Origin of the sequence: Pseudomonas sp. CFBP 13602 (assembly GCF_014842725.1) — a bacterium.
Taxonomy (GTDB): domain Bacteria; phylum Pseudomonadota; class Gammaproteobacteria; order Pseudomonadales; family Pseudomonadaceae; genus Aquipseudomonas; species Aquipseudomonas baltica.
Genome location: NZ_JACYVT010000002.1, coordinates 510,835 through 529,801, shown reverse-complemented (window position 1 = coordinate 529,801; position 18,967 = coordinate 510,835). Strand labels below are relative to the sequence as shown.

Annotated in this window: 21 protein-coding genes; 13 read left to right on the top strand and 8 right to left on the bottom strand. The window is 64.1% G+C overall.

The features are described 5' to 3' along the window. Positions 1-115 precede the first annotated feature (115 nt). The 3 genes from IFU31_RS05570 to IFU31_RS05560 all read left to right on the top strand — a co-directional run bounded on the left by IFU31_RS05570 (position 116) and on the right by IFU31_RS05560 (position 2,018). On the top strand, positions 116-763 hold the full coding sequence (locus tag IFU31_RS05570; protein ID WP_192102477.1) for a TetR/AcrR family transcriptional regulator: 648 nt from the start codon (positions 116-118) through the stop codon (positions 761-763). A gap of 90 nt (positions 764-853) precedes the next feature. Beyond that, positions 854-1,456 carry a DUF4823 domain-containing protein gene (locus tag IFU31_RS05565; RefSeq protein WP_192102476.1) on the top strand — a complete coding sequence of 201 codons (603 nt, stop codon included), beginning with the start codon at positions 854-856 and terminating at the stop codon, positions 1,454-1,456. 10 nt (positions 1,457-1,466) lie between these two features. Further along, positions 1,467-2,018 carry a DUF1285 domain-containing protein gene (locus IFU31_RS05560; RefSeq protein WP_192102475.1) on the top strand — a complete coding sequence of 184 codons (552 nt, stop codon included), beginning with the start codon at positions 1,467-1,469 and terminating at the stop codon, positions 2,016-2,018. A 60-nt stretch (positions 2,019-2,078) separates the two neighbouring features. Here IFU31_RS05560 and IFU31_RS05555 read toward each other — a convergent pair whose 3' ends face one another. The 3 genes from IFU31_RS05555 to IFU31_RS05545 form a co-directional block, all read right to left on the bottom strand. Continuing rightward, positions 2,079-4,538 carry a penicillin acylase family protein gene (locus IFU31_RS05555; protein WP_192102474.1) on the bottom strand — a complete coding sequence of 820 codons (2,460 nt, stop codon included), beginning with the start codon at positions 4,536-4,538 and terminating at the stop codon, positions 2,079-2,081. A gap of 184 nt (positions 4,539-4,722) precedes the next feature. Then, positions 4,723-4,932, bottom strand: coding sequence for an SEC-C metal-binding domain-containing protein (locus IFU31_RS05550; RefSeq protein WP_192102473.1), 210 nt, complete (start codon positions 4,930-4,932; stop codon positions 4,723-4,725). 87 nt (positions 4,933-5,019) lie between these two features. Next, positions 5,020-5,505 (bottom strand): LEA type 2 family protein, encoded by a 486-nt coding sequence (locus tag IFU31_RS05545; protein ID WP_122476471.1) that lies wholly within the window; start codon positions 5,503-5,505, stop codon positions 5,020-5,022. Between the two features lie 168 nt (positions 5,506-5,673). Between IFU31_RS05545 and IFU31_RS05540 the strand changes: the two genes are divergently transcribed. Beyond that, the gene (locus IFU31_RS05540) at positions 5,674-6,216 is read left to right on the top strand and encodes a hypothetical protein (RefSeq protein ID WP_185794296.1); all 543 of its coding nucleotides are present in this window, start codon (positions 5,674-5,676) and stop codon (positions 6,214-6,216) included. On the opposite strand, the gene IFU31_RS05535 is transcribed toward IFU31_RS05540, so the two are convergent. After that, a complete protein-coding gene (locus IFU31_RS05535; RefSeq protein WP_192102472.1) occupies positions 6,206-6,682 on the bottom strand; it encodes a YchJ family protein in 477 nt (158 codons plus the stop codon). The genes IFU31_RS05540 and IFU31_RS05535 overlap by 11 nt on opposite strands. A 1-nt stretch (position 6,683) precedes the next feature. Continuing rightward, on the bottom strand, positions 6,684-7,181 hold the full coding sequence (locus tag IFU31_RS05530; protein ID WP_192057873.1) for a DUF6231 family protein: 498 nt from the start codon (positions 7,179-7,181) through the stop codon (positions 6,684-6,686). Positions 7,182-7,343: 162 nt separating this feature from the next. Here IFU31_RS05530 and IFU31_RS05525 point away from each other — a divergent pair, with 162 nt between their 5' ends. The 4 genes from IFU31_RS05525 to IFU31_RS05510 all read left to right on the top strand — a co-directional run bounded on the left by IFU31_RS05525 (position 7,344) and on the right by IFU31_RS05510 (position 10,000). Beyond that, positions 7,344-8,048 carry an OmpA family protein gene (locus tag IFU31_RS05525; protein WP_192102471.1) on the top strand — a complete coding sequence of 235 codons (705 nt, stop codon included), beginning with the start codon at positions 7,344-7,346 and terminating at the stop codon, positions 8,046-8,048. Between the two features lie 101 nt (positions 8,049-8,149). Further along, a complete protein-coding gene (locus IFU31_RS05520) occupies positions 8,150-8,878 on the top strand; it encodes an OmpA family protein (protein WP_244657643.1) in 729 nt (242 codons plus the stop codon). Positions 8,879-8,970: 92 nt separating this feature from the next. After that, a complete protein-coding gene (locus IFU31_RS05515) occupies positions 8,971-9,249 on the top strand; it encodes a DUF1145 domain-containing protein (RefSeq protein WP_122476462.1) in 279 nt (92 codons plus the stop codon). Beyond that, positions 9,242-10,000: a collagen-like protein gene (locus IFU31_RS05510; RefSeq protein ID WP_192102469.1), complete on the top strand. Its 759-nt coding sequence runs from the start codon at positions 9,242-9,244 to the stop codon at positions 9,998-10,000. Before IFU31_RS05515 ends, IFU31_RS05510 begins: the two co-directional genes overlap by 8 nt. A gap of 10 nt (positions 10,001-10,010) precedes the next feature. Here IFU31_RS05510 and IFU31_RS05505 read toward each other — a convergent pair whose 3' ends face one another. Further along, complete coding sequence (locus IFU31_RS05505; protein ID WP_185794301.1) at positions 10,011-10,472, bottom strand: DUF2269 family protein; 462 nt, start codon at positions 10,470-10,472, stop codon at positions 10,011-10,013. Between the two features lie 97 nt (positions 10,473-10,569). Between IFU31_RS05505 and dinG the strand changes: the two genes are divergently transcribed. The 5 genes from dinG (at position 10,570) to IFU31_RS05480 (ending at position 16,381) form a co-directional block, all read left to right on the top strand. After that, complete coding sequence (gene dinG, locus IFU31_RS05500; protein WP_192102468.1) at positions 10,570-12,714, top strand: ATP-dependent DNA helicase DinG; 2,145 nt, start codon at positions 10,570-10,572, stop codon at positions 12,712-12,714. A 111-nt stretch (positions 12,715-12,825) separates the two neighbouring features. Then, on the top strand, positions 12,826-13,971 hold the full coding sequence (locus IFU31_RS05495; protein ID WP_192102467.1) for a serine hydrolase: 1,146 nt from the start codon (positions 12,826-12,828) through the stop codon (positions 13,969-13,971). Between the two features lie 124 nt (positions 13,972-14,095). Then, entirely contained in the window at positions 14,096-15,076 is a 981-nt protein-coding gene (locus tag IFU31_RS05490) for an OmpA family protein (RefSeq protein WP_185794304.1), read from the top strand. Between the two features lie 16 nt (positions 15,077-15,092). Next, on the top strand, positions 15,093-15,740 hold the full coding sequence (gene pdxH / locus IFU31_RS05485) for a pyridoxamine 5'-phosphate oxidase (RefSeq protein WP_185794305.1): 648 nt from the start codon (positions 15,093-15,095) through the stop codon (positions 15,738-15,740). A 176-nt stretch (positions 15,741-15,916) separates the two neighbouring features. Beyond that, positions 15,917-16,381 carry a glycine zipper 2TM domain-containing protein gene (locus IFU31_RS05480; protein WP_043185261.1) on the top strand — a complete coding sequence of 155 codons (465 nt, stop codon included), beginning with the start codon at positions 15,917-15,919 and terminating at the stop codon, positions 16,379-16,381. 106 nt (positions 16,382-16,487) lie between these two features. Here IFU31_RS05480 and IFU31_RS05475 read toward each other — a convergent pair whose 3' ends face one another. Beyond that, positions 16,488-18,098 (bottom strand): NAD(P)/FAD-dependent oxidoreductase, encoded by a 1,611-nt coding sequence (locus IFU31_RS05475; protein WP_192052898.1) that lies wholly within the window; start codon positions 18,096-18,098, stop codon positions 16,488-16,490. A gap of 104 nt (positions 18,099-18,202) precedes the next feature. Next, positions 18,203-18,880: a hypothetical protein gene (locus IFU31_RS05470; RefSeq protein WP_122476450.1), complete on the bottom strand. Its 678-nt coding sequence runs from the start codon at positions 18,878-18,880 to the stop codon at positions 18,203-18,205. Positions 18,881-18,967: the final 87 nt, after the last annotated feature.

Sequence of the window (18,967 nt, the reverse complement as noted above, 5' to 3'; positions counted from 1 at the left end):
CAGATTGCAGGGGTGCGTGGCATATGCGCCATAAAGCCAGAGATTTGGGATGATCCGTGCATTTTGACCTCATACAGGCATAATGACTGCCTCCGCTTTCGATCCAGTCCTTCCTATGCAAAAAGAACCTCGTAAGGTCCGTGAATTTCGCCGCCGCGAGCAGGAAATCCTCGACACCGCGCTGGCGCTGTTTCTCGAGCAAGGCGAAGACAGCGTTACAGTCGAGCTGATTGCCGACACCGTGGGTATCGGCAAAGGCACCATCTACAAACACTTCAAGTCCAAGGCCGAGATCTACCTGCGCCTGATGCTCGACTACGAGCGCGACCTGAACTCGCTGCTGCATTCGGCCGACATCGATCGAGACAAGGAAGCCCTGTCCCGCGCCTACTTCGAGTTCCGCATGCGCGATCCGCAGCGCTATCGGCTGTTCGACCGGCTGGAAGAGAAGGTGGTCAAGGGCAACCAGGTGCCCGAGCTCGTCGAGCAGCTGCACAAGATCCGCGCGTCGAATTTCGAACGCCTGACGTTCCTCATCGAGGGGCGAATCAGCGAGGGCAAGCTGGAAGACGTTCCGCCGTACTTCCACTATTGCGCTGCCTGGGCGCTGGTACACGGCGCGGTGGCGCTGTACCACTCGCCGTTCTGGAGCAACGTACTGGAAGATCAGGAAGGTTTTTTCCAGTTCCTCATGGACATCGGCGTGCGCATGGGCAACAAGCGCAAACGCGATCCGGAAATACCCGGCCCCAAAGAAGCCTGACCCTCAAGCCATCCCGAGCCCTGCAAACTGGCGCAGAAGCTGCATCATGTGGCTGATCGCCGGGATCTTGTCGCCGGCTCTGGAGGATGCATGCGTAACCTGGTCGTGCTGCTGGCGCTGTTGGCGTTGGGCGGTTGCATGAAGGTCAGTGATCTGGGCGAAGGCGCTCGCTATCACCTGAGCGATGCGGGTGTGTTGAATCACAGTGAAACTCGCCGGTTCAACAACTTGCGCGTGCAGCCTGATTCGTTCATCTACATTGGTCAGGGCGCGTTCGTGCCTCCCGGCGGCGCCTACCCGCGGCCCAACGTTGTGGCTGAACAGGCGTTCGAAGCGTTCGTCGAGTACTTTCCCCTGGTACGCCGCGCCCCGGCACCGCTGGGCCTGGAACAGGCCTTGGGCGAGGCGCGCAATGCCGGCGCGCATTACCTGCTCTACACCCGTTTTGCACGCGCCGACGACCGCATCGGCAATGCTGACGAATGGGCCGACCAGGAAGCTCTGGACCGGCTCGGCGTCGACAGCAGCGTGATTCAGATCATGCTCATCGAAACCAGCACCCGCTATCTCATCGACACCGCGACCATCCGCAGCCGTGGCGGGCTGTTGACGATGCGCAACAACAAACCGGAAGATTTGCTTGGCCCACCCCTTGAGGACTACGCTCGCAGCTTGTTGGGCGTAAGCCGCTGAGGAGACGAGCATGACGGGCAAGGCCGACGATTTGCTGGCGCACATTCCCACTGCCAAGAAGGGCTTGCCGCCCGTGCATCTGTGGAATCCCGATTTCTGCGGGCACATCGACATGCGTATTGCCCGCGACGGTGCCTGGTTCTACCAGGGCACGCCGATCGGCCGACCAGCGATGGTCAAGTTGTTCGCCGGGATCCTGCGCCGCGATGGCGACGAGTACGTATTGGTGACGCTGGTGGAAAAAGTCGGCATCGTCGTCGATGACGCACCGTTCGTGGCCATCGACATGCAGGTGTCGGGGGAAGGCGAGCAGCAGTCGCTGCGCTTCACCAGCAATGTCGAGGACTGCGTCGACGCCGACGCGCAGCACCCGCTGCGGGTCGACATCGACCCCTGTACCCAGGAGCCTTCACCCTATGTGCTGGTGCGCAACAACCTGGAAGCACGCATTCACCGCAACGTGTTCTATCGGCTGGTCGAGCTGGCCGTGGTGCGTGACGGTTGGCTGGGGGTGTGGAGTGGCGGGGTGTTCTTCCCGATAGGGCAGGATCCAGCGCAGTGATCAAGCCCCCGTTTCGAGTAACGGGGGCTCTCTTGCGTTTTCAGCGGCGAATTCACACGGTCATTTCTGCGGCGTCAACGTCAGTCGCTTGGTCCCGTAGGCCTTGTCGAAATGCTGCGGCTGCATCGGGAAGCTGACGTATTGACCCTTGAGCCACGCGTCGATGCCGTCGGTGTAGTTGGCACTGGCCGGATTACCCGACTGCCCGCTGCTGCTAAGGCCGATCATCGGCTCGGCCTGGGCGAAGTCGACGACGATGCGCAGCGCCGGTATCGACGCGGTGTCGAAGCTGTCGCCCCAGCGGTAGGGCGCAGCGTTCAAGGTGGTGTGATCGCCACCGGTGGCAACCGGGCCGCGTAGCACGGGTGCGCCGGCACCGGGCCCGCCCGTGTCGGTCCAGGTGGTGCGATGCAGACGCCCCCACTGCCAAGTGCTTCGATCACTGCCCAGCTGCGCCTCGCCGGCGCTGACCGCGGCGGCCAGGCTGCGCGCCAGGATGGCCGGCTTGTCCTCCTTCTGCGCGGTGCTCAGATCGTCCCAGAACGGGCTGTCGTCACGCCCCAGCAGATGATCGGCCTGGGCCGAGTAGGAAGTCATGCCCTGGGCCACGAAGGCCTTCCAGCTGGCGCTGTCGAGCGGACCCAGCTCGTCGAGGAAGGTCCGCTGCGCGCTTTGCTGCAGAAACAGTTCGTACAGCGCGGCATCGGCGGATTGCGCGGCAAGGCGGCCATCGAAGGCCATGAGGCGAGTGTACGCTTCGCGGGCCTTGGTTCGATCGCCCTCGGGCAGCGCATCGATGGCACTTTTCAGCGGTTGTGCCATGCCGGGCGCAAGAAACATCTTTTTCAGTTTGGCGGCGAAGGGGGTGGTCTGATCGGACTGCATGGCAATCATGCTGCGTGTGTCGTGCTTGCCGGCACCGGCCAGCTCGGCCAGGCGCTCGCTGCGCTCCGGGTAGTACCAGGCGTTGGACAGCTGGATGCCATAGCCGGGCGGGACGATGCGCTGGTTGGCGGTACCCAGCCAACCCTGCGGCGGGTCCTGGTCGTAGGGGTGAAGCATGGGGTCGGCGAGGCCGTCCCAGTCATGTCGACCGTCCCAGCCGGGCGAGGGCAGCATGCCCTTGCCTTCGAGACGGTTGGGAAAGCGGCCGGTGACCTGCCAGCCAATGCTGCTGGCATCGGCGAACAGCAGGTTGGTGGCCACGGCGCGTATCTGCCGGCTGGCATCCGAAGCCTTCTCGACATTGCTGGCGCGCGACAGATCGAACAGCGCATCCAGGCTCTTGTCGTCGGTCAAATCCGGCAGTTGCAGGGCCAAGCCGTAGCCGCCGCTTGCCGGCATGCCGCTGACGTCGTTGAGCAGCGGGCCGTGACCGGTTTCGTAGACCGCCTCGCGCAGCGGACGCTGCCCCTTGGCCAGGTAGGTCTCCTGACGCACGCGGGCCGGCTGCCACTTGCCGTTGGACTGATACAGCACGCGGCCGCCTTCGCTGCGGACCTTCTCCAGAAAAACATCCTGATTGTCGCCCATCACTGCCGCCATGCCCCAGGCAACTTGACCATTGAAGCCAGCCAGCACGCCCGGCATACCGGCCAGGGCGACACCTGCCGCCTGAAAGCGCGGCGCGCGCAGCTGCACGAAGCTCCACGCCGACGGAATGCTGGTTGCCACATGAATATCGTTGGCGAACAGGCTTTTTCCGGCCCGCGTGCGTTGCGGGGCGATGGCCCAGTTGCTGGAGCTTGGCGCGCCAAGCCGCTCGAGTTCGCGATTCATCGTGGCCAGGCCCGCCAGGCTGGTCAGCGAGTTGCCCAGCGACACGCCCTTGAGCTTGTCGGCCTCGGTGAAAGGCAGGCTCTCATCCGGATAGACCGGCAGCAGCCAGGCCAGTCTGTCGGTGCCCACTTTCTGCGCCAGTACCAGCGAACCCAGCTCTTCCTGCAGGTTGAGCGACTGGCTGAACGACCACAGCGCAAACATCAGCGCCGAGTCTTCGGCCTTCCAGTATTCGGGGGTGTAGCCTGCCAACTGCGCGGGCAGCTTGCCGCGGTAGCGAAACAGGTAGGCGTTGACGCCCCGTGCATAGACATCGAAGAAACGCTTCAATCGGGGTGAGGCCGCGGCATACAACTGGTCGGCGTTCTTCCTGAGGTTGATCCTGCGCAGCAGGCGGTCGCCGTCCAGCGCTTCGACGCCGTCCAGTTCGGCCAGGCGTCCCTGGGCCAGCAGCCGCAGACGGACCATCTGGGTGATGCGGTCGCTGGCGGCCACATAGCCTTGGGCGAACAGAGCATCGTGGAAGGTATTGCTTTCGATCAGCGGCATGCCCAGCCCGTTACGCCTGACCGAGACGTTCTGCGCCAGGCCCTTGAGCGGCTGTACACCCACGCTTGGCGGCAGGTTTTGCTCGGCGGAGCCGCCCAGCCATTGTTGGCAGCCGGTCAGGGTGAGCATGCCGGTGACCACGGCGGCGCAGCCGAACGTGGGCGTGAAGAAAAAACGGGCGGGCGAGGCCATGGCGAAGCTCCTGCAGGGGCTGGCGTAAAAGGCGCTACGTTAGAGAGGGCGGGGGCGACGCGCAAGCGTCAGACGGGGGATATTTTCTTCGTGCCCAAGCCGCTCGCGGACACAGCGCACAGCGGTGGCATTGGGGTCAAAGGAGGGGCTGCCAGCACGCAGCACCCTCGGGCATCGTTTCGGCTCAGGCGCCGTGGCACTTCTTGAATTTCGTGTCGCTGCCGCAGGGGCAGGGATCGTTGCGGCCTACATCTTTGAGTGCATTGCGCACCGGTTCCTGTGGGGCGTGGTTGCAGTGCGGGCCATGCACGTGACCGTGGTCGTGCTCATGAGCGTGATCGTGGTCATGGTCGTGATTGCAGTCGGGGCCGTGCACATGGGGTTGCTGGGACATCGAGAATACTCCGCAGGTGAAATTGGCCGGAATTATCTCACCCTGGGTTAGGAATAGCAGCGCTGCGGGAAAAATCTTTGCGACGTCTCAGCGGCCGGACAAGCCGCGCGCGTCGATTACGCCGGTGTGGTTGAGCACCACGTCGTGGCCGAACAGCACCCCGGTGCGCAATTCGCCGCGCAATTCGTAGCGGATCGCTCGCTCGGGGTGCTTGAGCAGGCGTGACAGCTCGCGCGCGTGTTGCCAGAGATTGGTGCGCACCGGCAGCTCATAGTATTCGCCACTGTTGGCGGCCACGCTGAACCAGTCGCTGGCGTCGCCTTCGGTCAGCAGCATGTCTTCCAGGCGCACGCTGTAGCTCATGCCGCGCACCGGCAGGCTGCGGCCGTTGGGGTTGTCGATGCGAAAACGCAGGATCAGGCGCTGTTGCAGCATGTTGGCCTTGACCACTTCGACCTTGACCAGATGCACCTGAGGATCTTGGTAGTTGCCGGTGAACCAGGTGGCGCAGCCCGTGAGTCCCAGCAGTGAAAGCAAGCCGATGCTGCGCAGAACGAGAGTGCAAGCGGACATGGCAGGGACCTCCGGATTTGCCTTGAGTCTAACAAGGCGCACGGGCATGACAAGGGCGTGCTTGTTGCGCCGAAACATCGTGGTCCATAATCACTGTTACGGTGCTGGCTTTTCGGCATCTGTGCGGACGCCCAGCGCCCGCAACGGTGCCATGCCAGGAGAGTTGCCATGCGTTTCTACGAGATCGTCTTCAGCGGCCAATGCGTGCCCGGCGCGGCGCTGGACCAGGTCAAGAGCAACCTGGCAAAACTGTTCCAGGCCGACGCCCAGCGAATCGAGATGCTGTTTTCCGGACGCCGATTGGTCCTCAAGAACAACCTCGACGCCCAGGCGGCGGAAAAATACCGTGCGGCGCTGGCACGCGCAGGGGCCGTGGCCAGCATCGACGAAATGGCTCAGGACATTGAAGAGATCATCATGACCGCGCCGGCGGCGGCAGGCGACTTCGGCCAGAAACCCATGGCAGTGGCCCGCCGCGCCGAGGTCGTGCCGCGTGATGCGTACATGGCAGCGTTCGTGGCTGTGGATGCGCCGGACTTCGCCATCGCCGAAGTGGGCGCCGATCTGCAGGATGAACGACCCGCACAGCGCTCGGCGCAGTTGAACCTGCAGCAGTTCAGCCTGGCGCCTGCCGGCAGCGACATGGGTCAGTTGCGGCACGAGGAAACCGTCCAGGTGCCGGACACTTCTCATCTGAAAATCATTGGCTGATGTAGCCCGCGCAACATTTCTTGAACTTCAACCCGCTGGCACAGGGGCAGCTGTCGTTGCGGCTGGCCTTGAGCGGGACGGTCGGGTCGATGAAATACCAGCGGCCGTCGTGCTGCACGAACGCCGACCGCTCGCGGTGGCAGTGCTCGCCGGTGCTGTCGTGCCAGCGCGCAGTGAAGGTCACGAACGCGTGTTCCGGCTGGCCGCCGAAGACTTCCGCCGCCACCACCTCCAGGCCCAGCCAGGTGCTCTGCGAACTCCACAGGGCAATAGCCTGGCGGTCCAGGCCGGCCTGCTGGGCGTGCAGGGTGGTGTTCACCAGATAGTCCACCAGGCCCAGCACGTAGGCACTGTAGCGCGAGCGCATCAGGCTCTGCGCATCGGGCGCCGGCTGGCCTTCGTGATAGCGACCACAACAGGCCGGCAGCAGGTTGCCACTTGCGCACGGACAGATCGAAACGCTCATATCACCACCAATACTTGCCGAAGTTTTCCGGGTTGGCCCAGAACTTGGCGTTGAGCCAGTCCGGGACTTGTTTGTATTCGCGCACATCATAGGTGTACAGCTTGAGCACCTGCTGGTCGCGGGCGAAGCGTTCGCTGGCCTGCAGGGCCAGGGCGTAGAAGTCGGTGTCGCTCCAGCCGCTTGCGACCGGGTCGGCGAGCACGGCGATGCAGCTCGCATTGAGGTTGCGGATGCCGGCCAGCAGACGCGTGCCTTCGGCCTTGTTCAGATGCTCCAGGCAATCCACCGCCAGCGCCAGGTCGAAACGCTGGCCGGCCAGGTCTGCGGGCAGGGGCCCGGGCGCGGCTCTGTATATACGGGTTTCGGGGTGCGCTGCCTCGAACGCGGCCAGGGCGGGGAATGCACTCGCGCCTATCAGCAGCAGGCGCTGCGGCGCGTGACGTTCGAGCAAGGCCGCCAGAGCCTGTTGCGGGGTACGGGAAGATACTGCGTCGGTCATTGAAGCTCCTCGGTCGTGGCCACCACATTATAGGGCCCCGACCCGATGGCCCAGCATTGATTGGATGGCGTGCCCTATGGCTTATTGCTGGCGCATATGCCAACCACGGTCTTTACTCCCAGAACGTCGGCCCCTGCTGCCGATTCCCTGAGGAGAAACTAGATGAGCATAGTTCGGACGGCACTACCCTTGATATTGGTCGGCAGCGTGTTGACGGGTTGCGCAGGCTTGCAGAAAACCGACTGGCCGATGTGCGCGGCCGTGGGCGGTGTGACCGGTGCGGCGCTGGGTGCAATCGAAAGCGGGTCGCTGGCAGCCGGTGTTGGCGCGGCGGCGGCCGGTGTCGGCGCGGCCTATTGCTGGGTGCATGGCGATGGCGACGAAGACGGTGATGGCGTACCGGACAGCCGCGACAAGTGCCCCGGCACTCCCAAGGGCACGCCGGTAGACGCCAATGGTTGCCCGCCGCCTGCCCCGGCGCCGATGCCAGTCGCTGCCGAGCCGGCACCGATGCCCAAGGAGGAGACGATCGTCATCCGCAACGTGCATTTCGAATTCGACAAGGCCACCCTCACCGCCGCCGACCGGGCGCAGCTCGATACCGTCGCTACCCGCCTGAAGACCGAAGCGACCACGGCGCGCTTGAGCGTCAGCGGTCATACCGACAGTGTCGGCAAGGACGCCTACAACCAACGGTTGTCCGAGCAGCGCGCAAAGGCAGTGACTGACTACCTGGTCAGCAGCGGCGTACCGCGGGCCAGCGTGGTATCGGTCAAGGGCGTGGGCGAGGCCCAGCCGGTTGCCGACAACAACACGGCCGACGGTCGCGCCATGAACCGTCGTACCGAGATTCTCATCCAGCGTTGAACCTTTAGCGCCAACCGCCAGTCCCCTTGTACAACGACCGGCGGCACGCTTTACTTCTCAGTTGCCGGCGCCCGCCGGCGACTCAGGAGCCTTGAATGAAGCTGAAAGATCTATCGCGGACCGTACTTCCCGCTCTGCTGGTCGCCGGTGTGCTGAGCGGCTGTACCACCTCCCCTGAAGGGGCGTCCCCACTCAACTCGCGTACCTGGCCTGTCTGCAGCGTGCTGGGTGGCCTCGCCGGTGGTGGGCTGGGTGCCATTGAAAGTGGTGCGTGGGCCGCTGGCGGTGGCTTGGCCGGCGCGGTGGTGAGCGGTCTGGTCTGCTATGCCCAGGACGGCGACAAGGACGAAGACGGCGTATTCGATCGACGCGATCGTTGCCCCGATACCCCGGCCAATACGCCAGTCAAGCACAACGGCTGCCCATTGCCGGTCTACCCCGCCGTGACCAAGGCGCCCGAGCCGCCAGTGGCCGATATCCCCGAAGTGGTTACCTTGAGCGATGCGGGCGACGTACCGTTCGAATTCGGCAGCGCCGAACTGACCTCAAGTGCCCGCACCGAGCTGACATCGCTGGCAGCGCGGATGAAGACGGCCCAGGTGGCCATGGTCAAGATCGTCGGTCATACCGACAGCGTCGGCAGCGATGCCTTCAATCAGAAGCTGTCCGAGCAACGTGCCGCCAGTGTCGTCTCCTTCCTTCTGGGCCAAGGCGTTGCGGCAGACAAGCTGAGCAGCGAGGGTCGCGGTGAAAGCGAGCCTGTCGACAGCAACGACACCGACGCCGGACGCGCCAAGAACCGTCGCGTGGAAATCCATCTGAGCCATTGATCGATGTGGGTCGGCAGGTTTTTCCTGCCGGCCTCTGGTCACCGCCACCTCCCAGCCGTTAATGTGCGCCTAGCCAATGCCGTGGGGGGCACATGAAAGGATTTCTGATTCTGGGTAAATGTCTGACCTTGCTGTTCTGGTGGGTGGTACTGCTCAACCTGTTCATGCCGATGGTCAAACCGTTTCATGCACTGATCAACCTGGCCGGCGGCACGTTGCTGTTCCTGCACCTGATCGAAGCGATCGCCTTCAACAAGCGCCTGCGCGGGCGCAGCCATCCGTGGCTTGACCGAGTCCAGATCCTGCTGGCCGGGATCTTTCACATCCAATCCATTCCCGCACCGTCCGATACCGAGGCTAGCCATGCGTAAGCTGGGTTTGTTGGCAGTACTGTTTACGCCGCTGGCATTGGCCGAGTCGGTCAGTGTCGAACCTCATTCGCTGTTGCGCCTGCCGGCCAGCTCCAGCGTGCTGCAGTTGCAGCGCCTGGAGGTAGCGGATTACGGCACCTTGCTGATTCCCGCCAACCTGACCGAACTCAGTGTCGAGCAATTGCGCCTGGGGCATGAGGCGCGGATTGCGATAGTGCCGGGCGAGCAGGAGTTGCGCCTGCGCGCGCAGCATGCAGAGCTTGGCAGCGGCAGCCAGATCCTCGCCCGTGGCGCGCCCGGTACCCATCAGAAGGCGGCTCGCGCAGGGCGCAATCTTGACGTGCAGTTGCAATCGCTGGACGCCCTGGAGGTGAACATTGACGCGCGCGGCGGCGCGGGTGCCGATGGCTATGCGGGTCTGGACGGTGGCAATGGCCAGGCGCCTGGTTGTACCTGGGGCTCGGCGGGACGCGGTGGCAACGGTGACAATGGCGGCGACGGCCTGCCTGGCGCGCCTGGCGCCAATGTCCGCCTGCGCCTGCCGGCGACCTTCGCCAGCGAAGCGATCAAGGTGCGCACCGACGGCGGCCAGGGCGGCGCTGCCGGTGTTCCCGGACGTCCGGGCGCCGGAGGCAAATCCAAGGGCTGCATGGTGTACCGCGCCGAAGGCGGCAAGTCGGGTCGCGAGGGCTTGCCGGGAAGAGCAGGCGAGGCGGGCACCGAAGGCACGTTGAGCATCCAGCGCTTCTGACCAGGTTGGTTCAGAACTGCCTGGCCATACCCAGCACCACGGTCGCCAGGCCCAGCAGCAGGCCACCCACCGCCAGGCGACGCAGCTTCTTCATGGCGATCGCGCCGTCCGTCCACGCCTGGGCCGCCACGGCCTTGCGCAGCGCGGGCAGTTGCAGGCCCTGCATGCGCAGGAACAAGGCCACCATGACCACGTACAGGCCCATCATGATCTGTACGTCGCGTGGCGCCGTCTCGAAGCCGGTGAAGCGCAGGCGCAGCAGGGCGACGCCGCTGATCGGAAGAATCAGCACGGCGGCCCAGACCCCGCCGAACAGCCGTGGGAAAATATCCACCAGACGCTGCAGGCGCTGAACCCGCGAAGGCACTGCCAGCCCGGCCGGGCGCAGGATCGTGCATGTCGCGAGCATGCCGCCCAGCCACATCAGCACAGCGAGCCCATGCAGGGTTTGAAAGACGCTGTCGGCGCTCATGGGTATCTCCAGCCAGCACATCGAAGTCGAGCAGGGTATGATAGCGACCCGATGAGAAACACTGAAAATATATCCAGCCTTTCGCCATGACCAGCCGATGATCAGTAACGAACTCAAAACCACGATCCAGGGCGCCTACACGCGTTTTCTCGAAGCCAAGAGCCTCAAGCCGCGCTATGGCCAGCGCCTGATGATCGCCGAAATCGCCAAGGTATTGGGCGACATCGCGTGCGATGACGAAGGTCGGCGTACGGGCGATCCGGCGGTGGTGGCGGTGGAAGCGGGCACCGGCACCGGCAAGACGGTTGCCTACAGCCTGGCCGCGATTCCGGTGGCCAAGGCGGCCGGCAAGCGCCTGGTGATTGCCACGGCCACGGTCGCGCTGCAGGAACAGATCGTGTTCAAGGATCTGCCCGACCTGATGCGCAACAGCGGGCTGAACTTCACCTTCTCGCTGGCCAAGGGCCGCGGACGCTACCTGTGCCTGTCCAAACTCGACGTGCTGCTGCAGGAAGGACACGCGCAGAGCGCGACCGCGCAGCTGTTCGAAGAGGAAGGTTTCAAGATCGAGGTCGACGAGGCGAGCCAGAAACTGTTCACCAGCATGATCGAGAAACTGGCCGGCAACAAATGGGACGGTGACCGCGACAGCTGGCCGGTGGCCCTGGAAGATCAGCAATGGTCGCGCCTGACCACCGACCACAGCCAGTGCACCGGCCGCCATTGCCCTAACTTTGCCCAGTGCACCTTCTACAAGGCACGCGAAGGCATGGGCAAGGTCGATGTGATCGTCACCAACCATGACATGGTACTGGCCGACCTGGCGTTGGGCGGCGGGGCAGTGCTGCCCGACCCGCGCGACACGTTGTACGTATTCGACGAAGGCCATCACCTGCCTGACAAGGCGATCGGCCATTTCGCTCACTACAGCCGATTGCGCTCCACAGCCGACTGGCTGGAAACCACGGCCAAGAACCTGACCAAGCTGCTCGCCCAGCACCCGCTGCCGGGTGACCTGGGGCGCTTGATCGAGCAGGTGCCGGAGCTGGCCCGTGAGATCAAGACCCAGCAGCAGTTCATGTTCAGCGCCTGCGAGCAACTGGCGGACTTCAAGCCCGGCGAAGACATGGAAGGCCGTGAGCGCCCACGCCATCGCTTCGTCGGCGGGGTGGTGCCCGAGCATATGCGGGAAATGGGCATCGAGCTGAAGAAGGGCTTTTCCAAACTGACCGACCTGTTCACCCGCTTGAGCGAGTTGCTCAAGGAAGGCATGGACGGCGAAAAGAACGTGGGCATTGCCAGCCATCAGGCCGAGGAATGGTACCCGCTGTTCGGCAGCCTGCTGGCTCGCGCCCAGGGCAGTTGGGAATTGTGGACGGCCTTCACCGCCGAAGACCCCGAAGACAGTCCGCCCATGGCGCGCTGGCTGACCCTGGCCGATGGCGGTGCGCTGTACGATATCGAAGTCAATGCCAGCCCGATCCTGGCGGCTGAAATGCTGCGCCGCAACCTGTGGAACGTTGCCTACGGTGCCTTGGTGACATCGGCTACCCTGACCGCATTGGGCAAGTTCGACCGTTTCCGCATGCGCGCCGGGATTCCCAAGGCCTCGGTGACTGCCATCGTGCCCAGCCCCTTTCACCATGAACAGGCCGGGGTGCTGCGCGTCCCCGACCTGCGAGCCGACCCCCGCGATGCGGCGGCGCATACCTCTGCGATCATCCGCGACCTGCCGGACCTGGTCGAAGGCTATCGTGGAACCCTGGTGCTGTTCTCCTCGCGCAAACAGATGCAGGACGTGTTCGACGGCCTGGACCGCGACTGGCGCAAGCAGGTGTTCATCCAGGGCAACCTGTCCAAGCAGGAAACCCTGAACAAGCACAAGGCGCGTGTCGATGGCGGGGACTCCAGCGTGCTGTTCGGTCTCGCCAGCTTCGCCGAAGGCGTCGACTTGCCCGGTGCCTATTGCGAGCATGTGATCATCGCCAAGATCCCCTTCGCAGTGCCTGACGATCCGGTCGAAGCGGCACTGGCCGAATGGATCGAGGCGCGCGGTGGCAACCCGTTCATGGAAATCGCCGTGCCCGATGCTTCGCTGCGCCTGATCCAGGCCTGCGGGCGATTGCTGCGTACCGAGCAGGATCGCGGCACCATCACGCTGCTCGATCGACGCCTGGTCACCCAGCGCTACGGCAAGGCCATCCTCAACGCATTGCCACCGTTCCGTCGGGAGATTTCCTGACGGCCCGCACGGTTCCGGCGCGACGATAATCGAGGGCAGGGCGGTTCACAAAGCGCTGAATCGCTGAAACAATGCGCTTCATTTTTCGCGGCGTGGTCGATGGGAGTCAGGGTGCAGATACAAGGTCACTTCGAGTTGCAGTTCGAAGCCGTGCGTGAAGCGTTCGCGGCATTGTTCGACAACCCTCAGGAGCGCGGCGCCGCGCTGTGCATCCAGGTGGGTGGCGAGACGGTCGTCGATCTCTGGGCCGGTACTGCCGACAAGGACGGTACCCAGGCCTGGCACAGCGACACCATCCTCAACCTGTTCTCCTGCACCAAGACCTTCACCGCCGTGACTGCCCTGCAGTTGGTGGCCGAGGGCAAGCTGGCGCTGGACGCTCCGGTGGCACGCTACTGGCCGGAATTCGCCGCCGCCGGCAAACAGTCGATCACCTTGCGCCATCTGCTCTGCCATCAGGCCGGCCTGCCGGCCTTGCGTGACATGCTGCCGCCCGAGGCGCTCTACGACTGGCCACGGATGACTGCCGCGCTGGCGGCGGAAACGCCATGGTGGCAACCGGGTGCTGGGCATGGCTATGCGGCCATCACCTACGGCTGGCTGGTCGGCGAACTGCTGCGGCGGGCCGATAACCGCGGGCCGGGCGAATCTATCGTGGCGCGGGTGGCCAAACCCCTGGGGCTGGATTTCCACGTCGGGCTGGCGGATGAGGAGTTCCACCGCGTCGCGCACATCGCCCGCGGCAAGGGCAATGTCGGCGACGAAGCGGCCCAGCGTCTGTTGCAGGTGACCATGCGCGAACCCGCGGCCATGGCCACGCGCGCCTTCACCAATCCGCCATCGGTGCTGACCAGTACCAACAAGCCGGAGTGGCGACGCATGCAGCAGCCTGCGGCGAACGGCCATGGCAATGCCCGCAGCCTGGCTGGTTTCTACGCCGGTTTGCTCGATGGCAGCCTGCTCGAATCCGAAATGCTCGCCGAGCTTACTCGCGAGCACAGCCTGGGCATGGACAAGACTTTGATGACGCCTACACGATTCGGACTGGGCTGTATGCTCGACCAGCCGCAGGTGGCCAACGCCACCTTCGGCCTGGGGGCCGGCGCCTTCGGTCATCCTGGGGCAGGGGGGTCGGTCGGCTTCGCCGATCCGGAACATGATGTTGCCTTTGGTTTTGCCGTGAACACACTGGGCCCCTATATACTGATGGACCCACGAGCACAGCACCTGGTGCGCGTTCTGCGCAGTTGTCTCTGAAGCGATTGATCACAAATCGACCAGCGGTCGCCCATTGGGCTATGACTGCTCTACTCTATCAATCAATAATTTAGGCCGGTTTGTTAAACCGGTTTGTATTTACCAACACCTTGTGGAATGCACCATGTCACCGAATAAATCCATCGCGTTTGCCTTGTGCCTGGCCGCTACCGGTTGTGCTCAAACTCCCCAGGATTCCTCGGCCCAGGGCGGGCATGCCTGGTGGCCATTTGGCCGTGACGCAGTCGCCAGCAAGGCGGCTGACAAGGAAGTCGAGCAGGCCATCACCGACAAGGTGGCCAAGGCCGATTCCAAGTCCGACAGCGAAAGCCGTTGGTGGTGGCCGTTCGGCGCCAGCAGCACCCCTGCCCAGGCCAAGGTTGCCGACGTGCCGAAGGTCGACCCCAAGGTCACCCAGGCCTGGCTCGACGCCTACGAGCCGAAGCTGCGCGAAGCCATCAAGGACAGCAAGTTCGAACTCGAGCGTCGCGAAGACCTGCTGGTGATCACCGCACCGGTCGACTCCTCGTTCAACCCCGACCGGCCTTCGATGCTTCTGCCGATCAGCCTCGGCCCGATCACCCGCGTGGCCAAGGCCATCGACGCCGATCACAAGACAGCCGTGCTGGTCCTGGGCCATGCCGACACCAGCGGCCCCGGGCCGTTGAACCAGAAACTGAGCCAGGAGCGTGCGCAGTCGATCGCCTCGATCTTCCGCCTCAGCGGTCTGCAGCGTGACCGCCTGATGCTGCGTGGCATGGGTTCGGTCATGCCCCGTGCCGCCAACGACAGTGTCGAAGGTCGTTCGCTCAATCGTCGCGTGGAGATTCTCCTGACCCCGCAGAACACCATGCTGGCCCTGCTGGCCAAGTACAACCAGCCGACCTTCACTGCCGCTGAAATGCTTGCCACCCAGGACGTCAAGGCCGTGCCTGCACCGGTTGCCAAACCTGCCGCCAAGGCGCCGGCCAAAGCTGCAACCGCGAAGAAAACCGCAGCCAAGCCAGCCGTGGCCAAGAAAGCCGCCCCGGCTGCCAAGAAAACCGAGGCCAAGAAAGCCGTCGCCAAGAAAGCCGTGAGCAACGACCAGGCCAAGGCGCACTGATGCAAGGATCGCTGCCATGACGCAAGCCCTGGCCGACATGCGCCGTAGTTACACCCGTGATGGGCTGGACGAGGCGCAGGCACCGTCCGAGCCCTTCGCGCTGTTTCGCCAGTGGTTCGGCGAGGCAGTCCAGACCGAGCAGGCGCCGGTGGAAGCCAACGCGATGACGCTGGCCACCGTCGATGCCGAAGGTCGTCCCCATTGTCGCGTGTTGCTGCTCAAGGGCCTGGATGATCAGGGTTTCACCTTCTTCAGCAACTACGACAGTGCCAAGGGCCAGCAGCTGGCAGATCGGCCGTTTGCGGCCATGACCTTCTTCTGGCCTACCCTCGAGCGACAAGTGCGAATAGAAGGGCGGGTGAACAAGGTCAGCGCGGCCGAATCCGATGCCTACTATCGGGTCCGTCCCCTTGGCAGTCGCCTCGGTGCCTGGGCCTCGCCGCAGAGCCAGGTCATTGCTGATCGCAGCGAGCTGCAAGCGCTGCTGCAGGCAACCGAGCAGCGCTTCAGCGCTGTCGAGCCCGAGTGCCCCGCGCACTGGGGCGGATACCGCCTGGTGGCTGATCGAATCGAGTTCTGGCAGGGGCGTCCCAGTCGCCTGCACGACCGCCTCAACTATCGCTTGCAAGCCGGTTCGTGGGTTCGCGAACGTCTGGCTCCCTGACCCTGCCTTGACCTTTTGCCACTGCCCGTTGTCCAGACGTTCAGTGGCTTGTCGAGCATCCAGGCCCGCGTCTGCACCTTTTGACGCACCTCTGACGTAAATTTTTATAGACCGTGTCGTGACAGCCGTTGGCCTGCGGCGTCTAATGCACACATGTCCCATGGAGTCCTGCCAAAATGCGCAAGTCAGTTCTGCTAGTTGCCTGCTTCACCACGATGTCCCTGCTGCTGGGCGGATGTGCCTCCAACCTGTCGGGCGACTCCTACTCGCGCGACGAGGCGCGCCGTGTGCAAACCGTGCGCATGGGCACCATCGAGTCGCTGCGTCCGGTCAAGATCGAAGGCACCAAGACACCGATCGGCGGTGGCGCGGGTGCCGTGGTCGGTGGTGTTGCCGGCAGTGCAGTCGGTGGCGGCCGAGGCAGCATCGTCGCTGCCGTGATCGGCGCAGTGGCTGGCGGTCTGCTGGGCTCGGCCACCGAAGAAGGATTCACCCGCACACAGGGTGTGGAAATCACCGTGCGCGAGGACGACGGCAGCATGCGTGCCTACGTTCAGGCCGTGCAGGAGAACGAAGTGTTCCGTGTCGGCGAGCGTGTACGCATCATGACGGTAGACGGCACCAGCCGCGTTTCGCACTAAGCGAACTCGTTGACGAAAAAACCGGCCTAGGCCGGTTTTTTTGCGCCCGCTACGGGCGTGAGCGACATGCGTTTTCCAGGCAATGCCAATACGCAGTGGCGAAGGGTCAGTGCAGCCCCAGAATGTCCCGCGCCACGGCTTCGGCGATACGTACGCCGTCCACGCCGGCGGAAAGAATCCCGCCCGCATAGCCAGCACCTTCACCGGCCGGGAACAGACCCTTGAGGTTCAGGCTCTGGTAGTCGGCACCGCGGGTGATGCGCAGGGGCGAGGACGTGCGTGTCTCGATGCCGGTCAGCACGGCGTCATGCATCGAGAAGCCTTTGATCTGGCGTTCGAATGCCGGCAGGGCCTCGCGGATCGCTTCGATGGCGAAAGCCGGCAGCGACAGTGCCAGGTCGCCCAGCGTGACCCCCGGTTTGTACGAAGGCTCGACGCTGCCCAGTGCTGTGGAGGGCTTGCCGGCAACGAAGTCGCCCAGCAATTGCGCCGGCGCCTGATAGTTGCTGCCACCCAGCAGGTAAGCCGTGGACTCGAGCTGTTCCTGCAGCTCGATGCCGGCCAGCGGGCCGCCGGGATAGTCCTGTTCCGGGGTAATGCCGACGACGATGCCTGAGTTGGCATTGCGCTCGTTGCGCGAATACTGGCTCATGCCGTTGGTGACCACGCGACCCGGTTCGGACGTGGCCGCGACCACGGTACCGCCGGGGCACATGCAGAAGCTGTACACCGAGCGGCCATTCTTGGCGTGGTGGACCAGTTTGTAGTCAGCGGCACCCAGCTTCGGGTGGCCGGCGTACTTGCCCAGCCGGGCGCGGTCGATGATGCCCTGCGGGTGCTCCACGCGAAAGCCGATGGAGAAGGGCTTGGCTTCCATGAACACATTGCGCGCGTGCAGCATGCGAAAGGTATCCCGGGCGCTGTGTCCCAGGGCCATGACCACATGGTTGGAGAGCAACTGCTCGCCGCTTTCCAGAACCACTCCCTGCAGGCGCTCGCCATCGACCAGCAGGTCGGTGACTTTCTGCTCGAAGCGGATCTCGCCGCCCAGCGCGATGATCTGCTGGCGCATGTTCTCGACCATGCCGGTCAGGCGGAACGTGCCGATGTGTGGCTTGCTGACGTAGAGGATTTCCTCGGGCGCTCCAGCCTTGACGAACTCGTGCAGAACCTTGCGCCCATGGTGCTGTGGGTCCTTGATCTGGCTGTAGAGCTTGCCATCGGAAAAGGTGCCGGCACCGCCCTCGCCGAATTGCACGTTGGACTCGGCGTTCAGCACGTTCTTGCGCCACAGGCCCCAGGTGTCCTTGGTGCGCTGGCGCACCTCCTTGCCTCTTTCGAGCACGATGGGCTTGAAGCCCATCTGCGCCAGCAGCAGGGCGGCGAAGATCCCGCAGGGGCCGAAACCCACGACCAGAGGGCGTTGGGCATAGTCCCCTGGCGCATGCCCGACTACCTTGTAGCTGACATCCGGGGCCACGTTGACGTTGTGGTCATCGGCGAAACGCTCGAGCACCGCGGCTTCGTCGCGCACTTGCAGATCGACGGTGTAGATGAACTGCAGTTCGCTGTTCTTCTTGCGCGCATCGTAGCTGCGTTTGAATAGAGTGAAGTCGAGCAGGTCGGCGTCGGCGATGCCCAGGCGCTGCACGATGGCAGGCTGCAGGGCGTCGTCGGAGTGGTCCAGGGGCAACTTGAGTTCGGTGATTCGTAGCATGACAGGTCCAAAAATCCGGGCGCGCCCCGGGGGCATAACAGAACCCGGCATTATAAACGCGATGCGCTGCCCGTCGTCAGGTAAAAAACGCTGGACGGTGCAGCTTACTGATTGCGTGCGCCGCCGAAGGTCGCGCAGCCACGCTGCACGTCGCCGTTGACGCGCAGTTCGGCAGCGAGAAACTGCACGCCCTGATTGCGCGTATCGACGCAGCGTTGCGGTGCCACCCACAGCTCGATGCGCTGGCCGTTGGCCTCGGTGGACAGGTTGAAGCGGCCATCGCCGACCTGTTCCTCGACATAGGGCAAGGCCAGGGGAGCCTGACCTTCGCGATCCACGATCATGCCCTGGCCGGTCACCCTGACCTGCCAGCGCGGGGACTCGCCAGCGGCGCTCAGGCTGGACAGTTTGAAGTCCGGGTCCTTGCACGCGGCCAGCGAGCGATCGAGTCGATACAGCTGCTGCAGGCGCAGTTGGCCATCGGTGCTGCCGTTGGTGCTGGCGTCGAAACGTCCGCGCAGGTCGGCATACACCACAGGGCGATTGCCGGCCAGTTGCGAGGCCTCCTGCAACACCCCGGTGCCATTGCTGTCGGTTACCGCATAGCGGCGCGGGTCACCACAGGGCTGAAAGAACAGCCGGCCGTTGTCGCCCTGCAGGGCGCCTTGCATGCGGGTCAGGCCTGCAGTGGAAGGGGCATCCGCAGCGCGGTTGAAGATGGACTGGCAGCTGGCGAGCAGTGGCAGCAGGGCGAGCATGGCGAGGGAGCGGGGCAGGTGCATCGTGGGTCTCCTGAACGATGAGGAGCACGGTAGCACAGGGCCCGTGAAAAACGTGTTCGCAGGGACGACGGGACTACGTCGTCCGCT

Excerpts from the sequence above, each read along its gene's own strand:
- IFU31_RS05570 (WP_192102477.1), top strand. The coding sequence starts at position 116 with ATGCAAAAAGAACCTCGTAAGGTCCGTGAATTTCGCCGCCGCGAGCAG.
- IFU31_RS05565 (WP_192102476.1), top strand. The coding sequence starts at position 854 with ATGCGTAACCTGGTCGTGCTGCTGGCGCTGTTGGCGTTGGGCGGTTGC.
- IFU31_RS05560 (WP_192102475.1), top strand. The coding sequence starts at position 1,467 with ATGACGGGCAAGGCCGACGATTTGCTGGCGCACATTCCCACTGCCAAG.
- IFU31_RS05555 (WP_192102474.1), bottom strand. The coding sequence starts at position 4,538 with ATGGCCTCGCCCGCCCGTTTTTTCTTCACGCCCACGTTCGGCTGCGCC.
- IFU31_RS05550 (WP_192102473.1), bottom strand. The coding sequence starts at position 4,932 with ATGTCCCAGCAACCCCATGTGCACGGCCCCGACTGCAATCACGACCAT.
- IFU31_RS05545 (WP_122476471.1), bottom strand. The coding sequence starts at position 5,505 with ATGTCCGCTTGCACTCTCGTTCTGCGCAGCATCGGCTTGCTTTCACTG.
- IFU31_RS05540 (WP_185794296.1), top strand. The coding sequence starts at position 5,674 with ATGCGTTTCTACGAGATCGTCTTCAGCGGCCAATGCGTGCCCGGCGCG.
- IFU31_RS05535 (WP_192102472.1), bottom strand. The coding sequence starts at position 6,682 with ATGAGCGTTTCGATCTGTCCGTGCGCAAGTGGCAACCTGCTGCCGGCC.
- IFU31_RS05530 (WP_192057873.1), bottom strand. The coding sequence starts at position 7,181 with ATGACCGACGCAGTATCTTCCCGTACCCCGCAACAGGCTCTGGCGGCC.
- IFU31_RS05525 (WP_192102471.1), top strand. The coding sequence starts at position 7,344 with ATGAGCATAGTTCGGACGGCACTACCCTTGATATTGGTCGGCAGCGTG.
- IFU31_RS05515 (WP_122476462.1), top strand. The coding sequence starts at position 8,971 with ATGAAAGGATTTCTGATTCTGGGTAAATGTCTGACCTTGCTGTTCTGG.
- IFU31_RS05510 (WP_192102469.1), top strand. The coding sequence starts at position 9,242 with ATGCGTAAGCTGGGTTTGTTGGCAGTACTGTTTACGCCGCTGGCATTG.
- IFU31_RS05505 (WP_185794301.1), bottom strand. The coding sequence starts at position 10,472 with ATGAGCGCCGACAGCGTCTTTCAAACCCTGCATGGGCTCGCTGTGCTG.
- dinG (WP_192102468.1), top strand. The coding sequence starts at position 10,570 with ATGATCAGTAACGAACTCAAAACCACGATCCAGGGCGCCTACACGCGT.
- IFU31_RS05490 (WP_185794304.1), top strand. The coding sequence starts at position 14,096 with ATGTCACCGAATAAATCCATCGCGTTTGCCTTGTGCCTGGCCGCTACC.
- pdxH (WP_185794305.1), top strand. The coding sequence starts at position 15,093 with ATGACGCAAGCCCTGGCCGACATGCGCCGTAGTTACACCCGTGATGGG.
- IFU31_RS05480 (WP_043185261.1), top strand. The coding sequence starts at position 15,917 with ATGCGCAAGTCAGTTCTGCTAGTTGCCTGCTTCACCACGATGTCCCTG.
- IFU31_RS05475 (WP_192052898.1), bottom strand. The coding sequence starts at position 18,098 with ATGCTACGAATCACCGAACTCAAGTTGCCCCTGGACCACTCCGACGAC.
- IFU31_RS05470 (WP_122476450.1), bottom strand. The coding sequence starts at position 18,880 with ATGCACCTGCCCCGCTCCCTCGCCATGCTCGCCCTGCTGCCACTGCTC.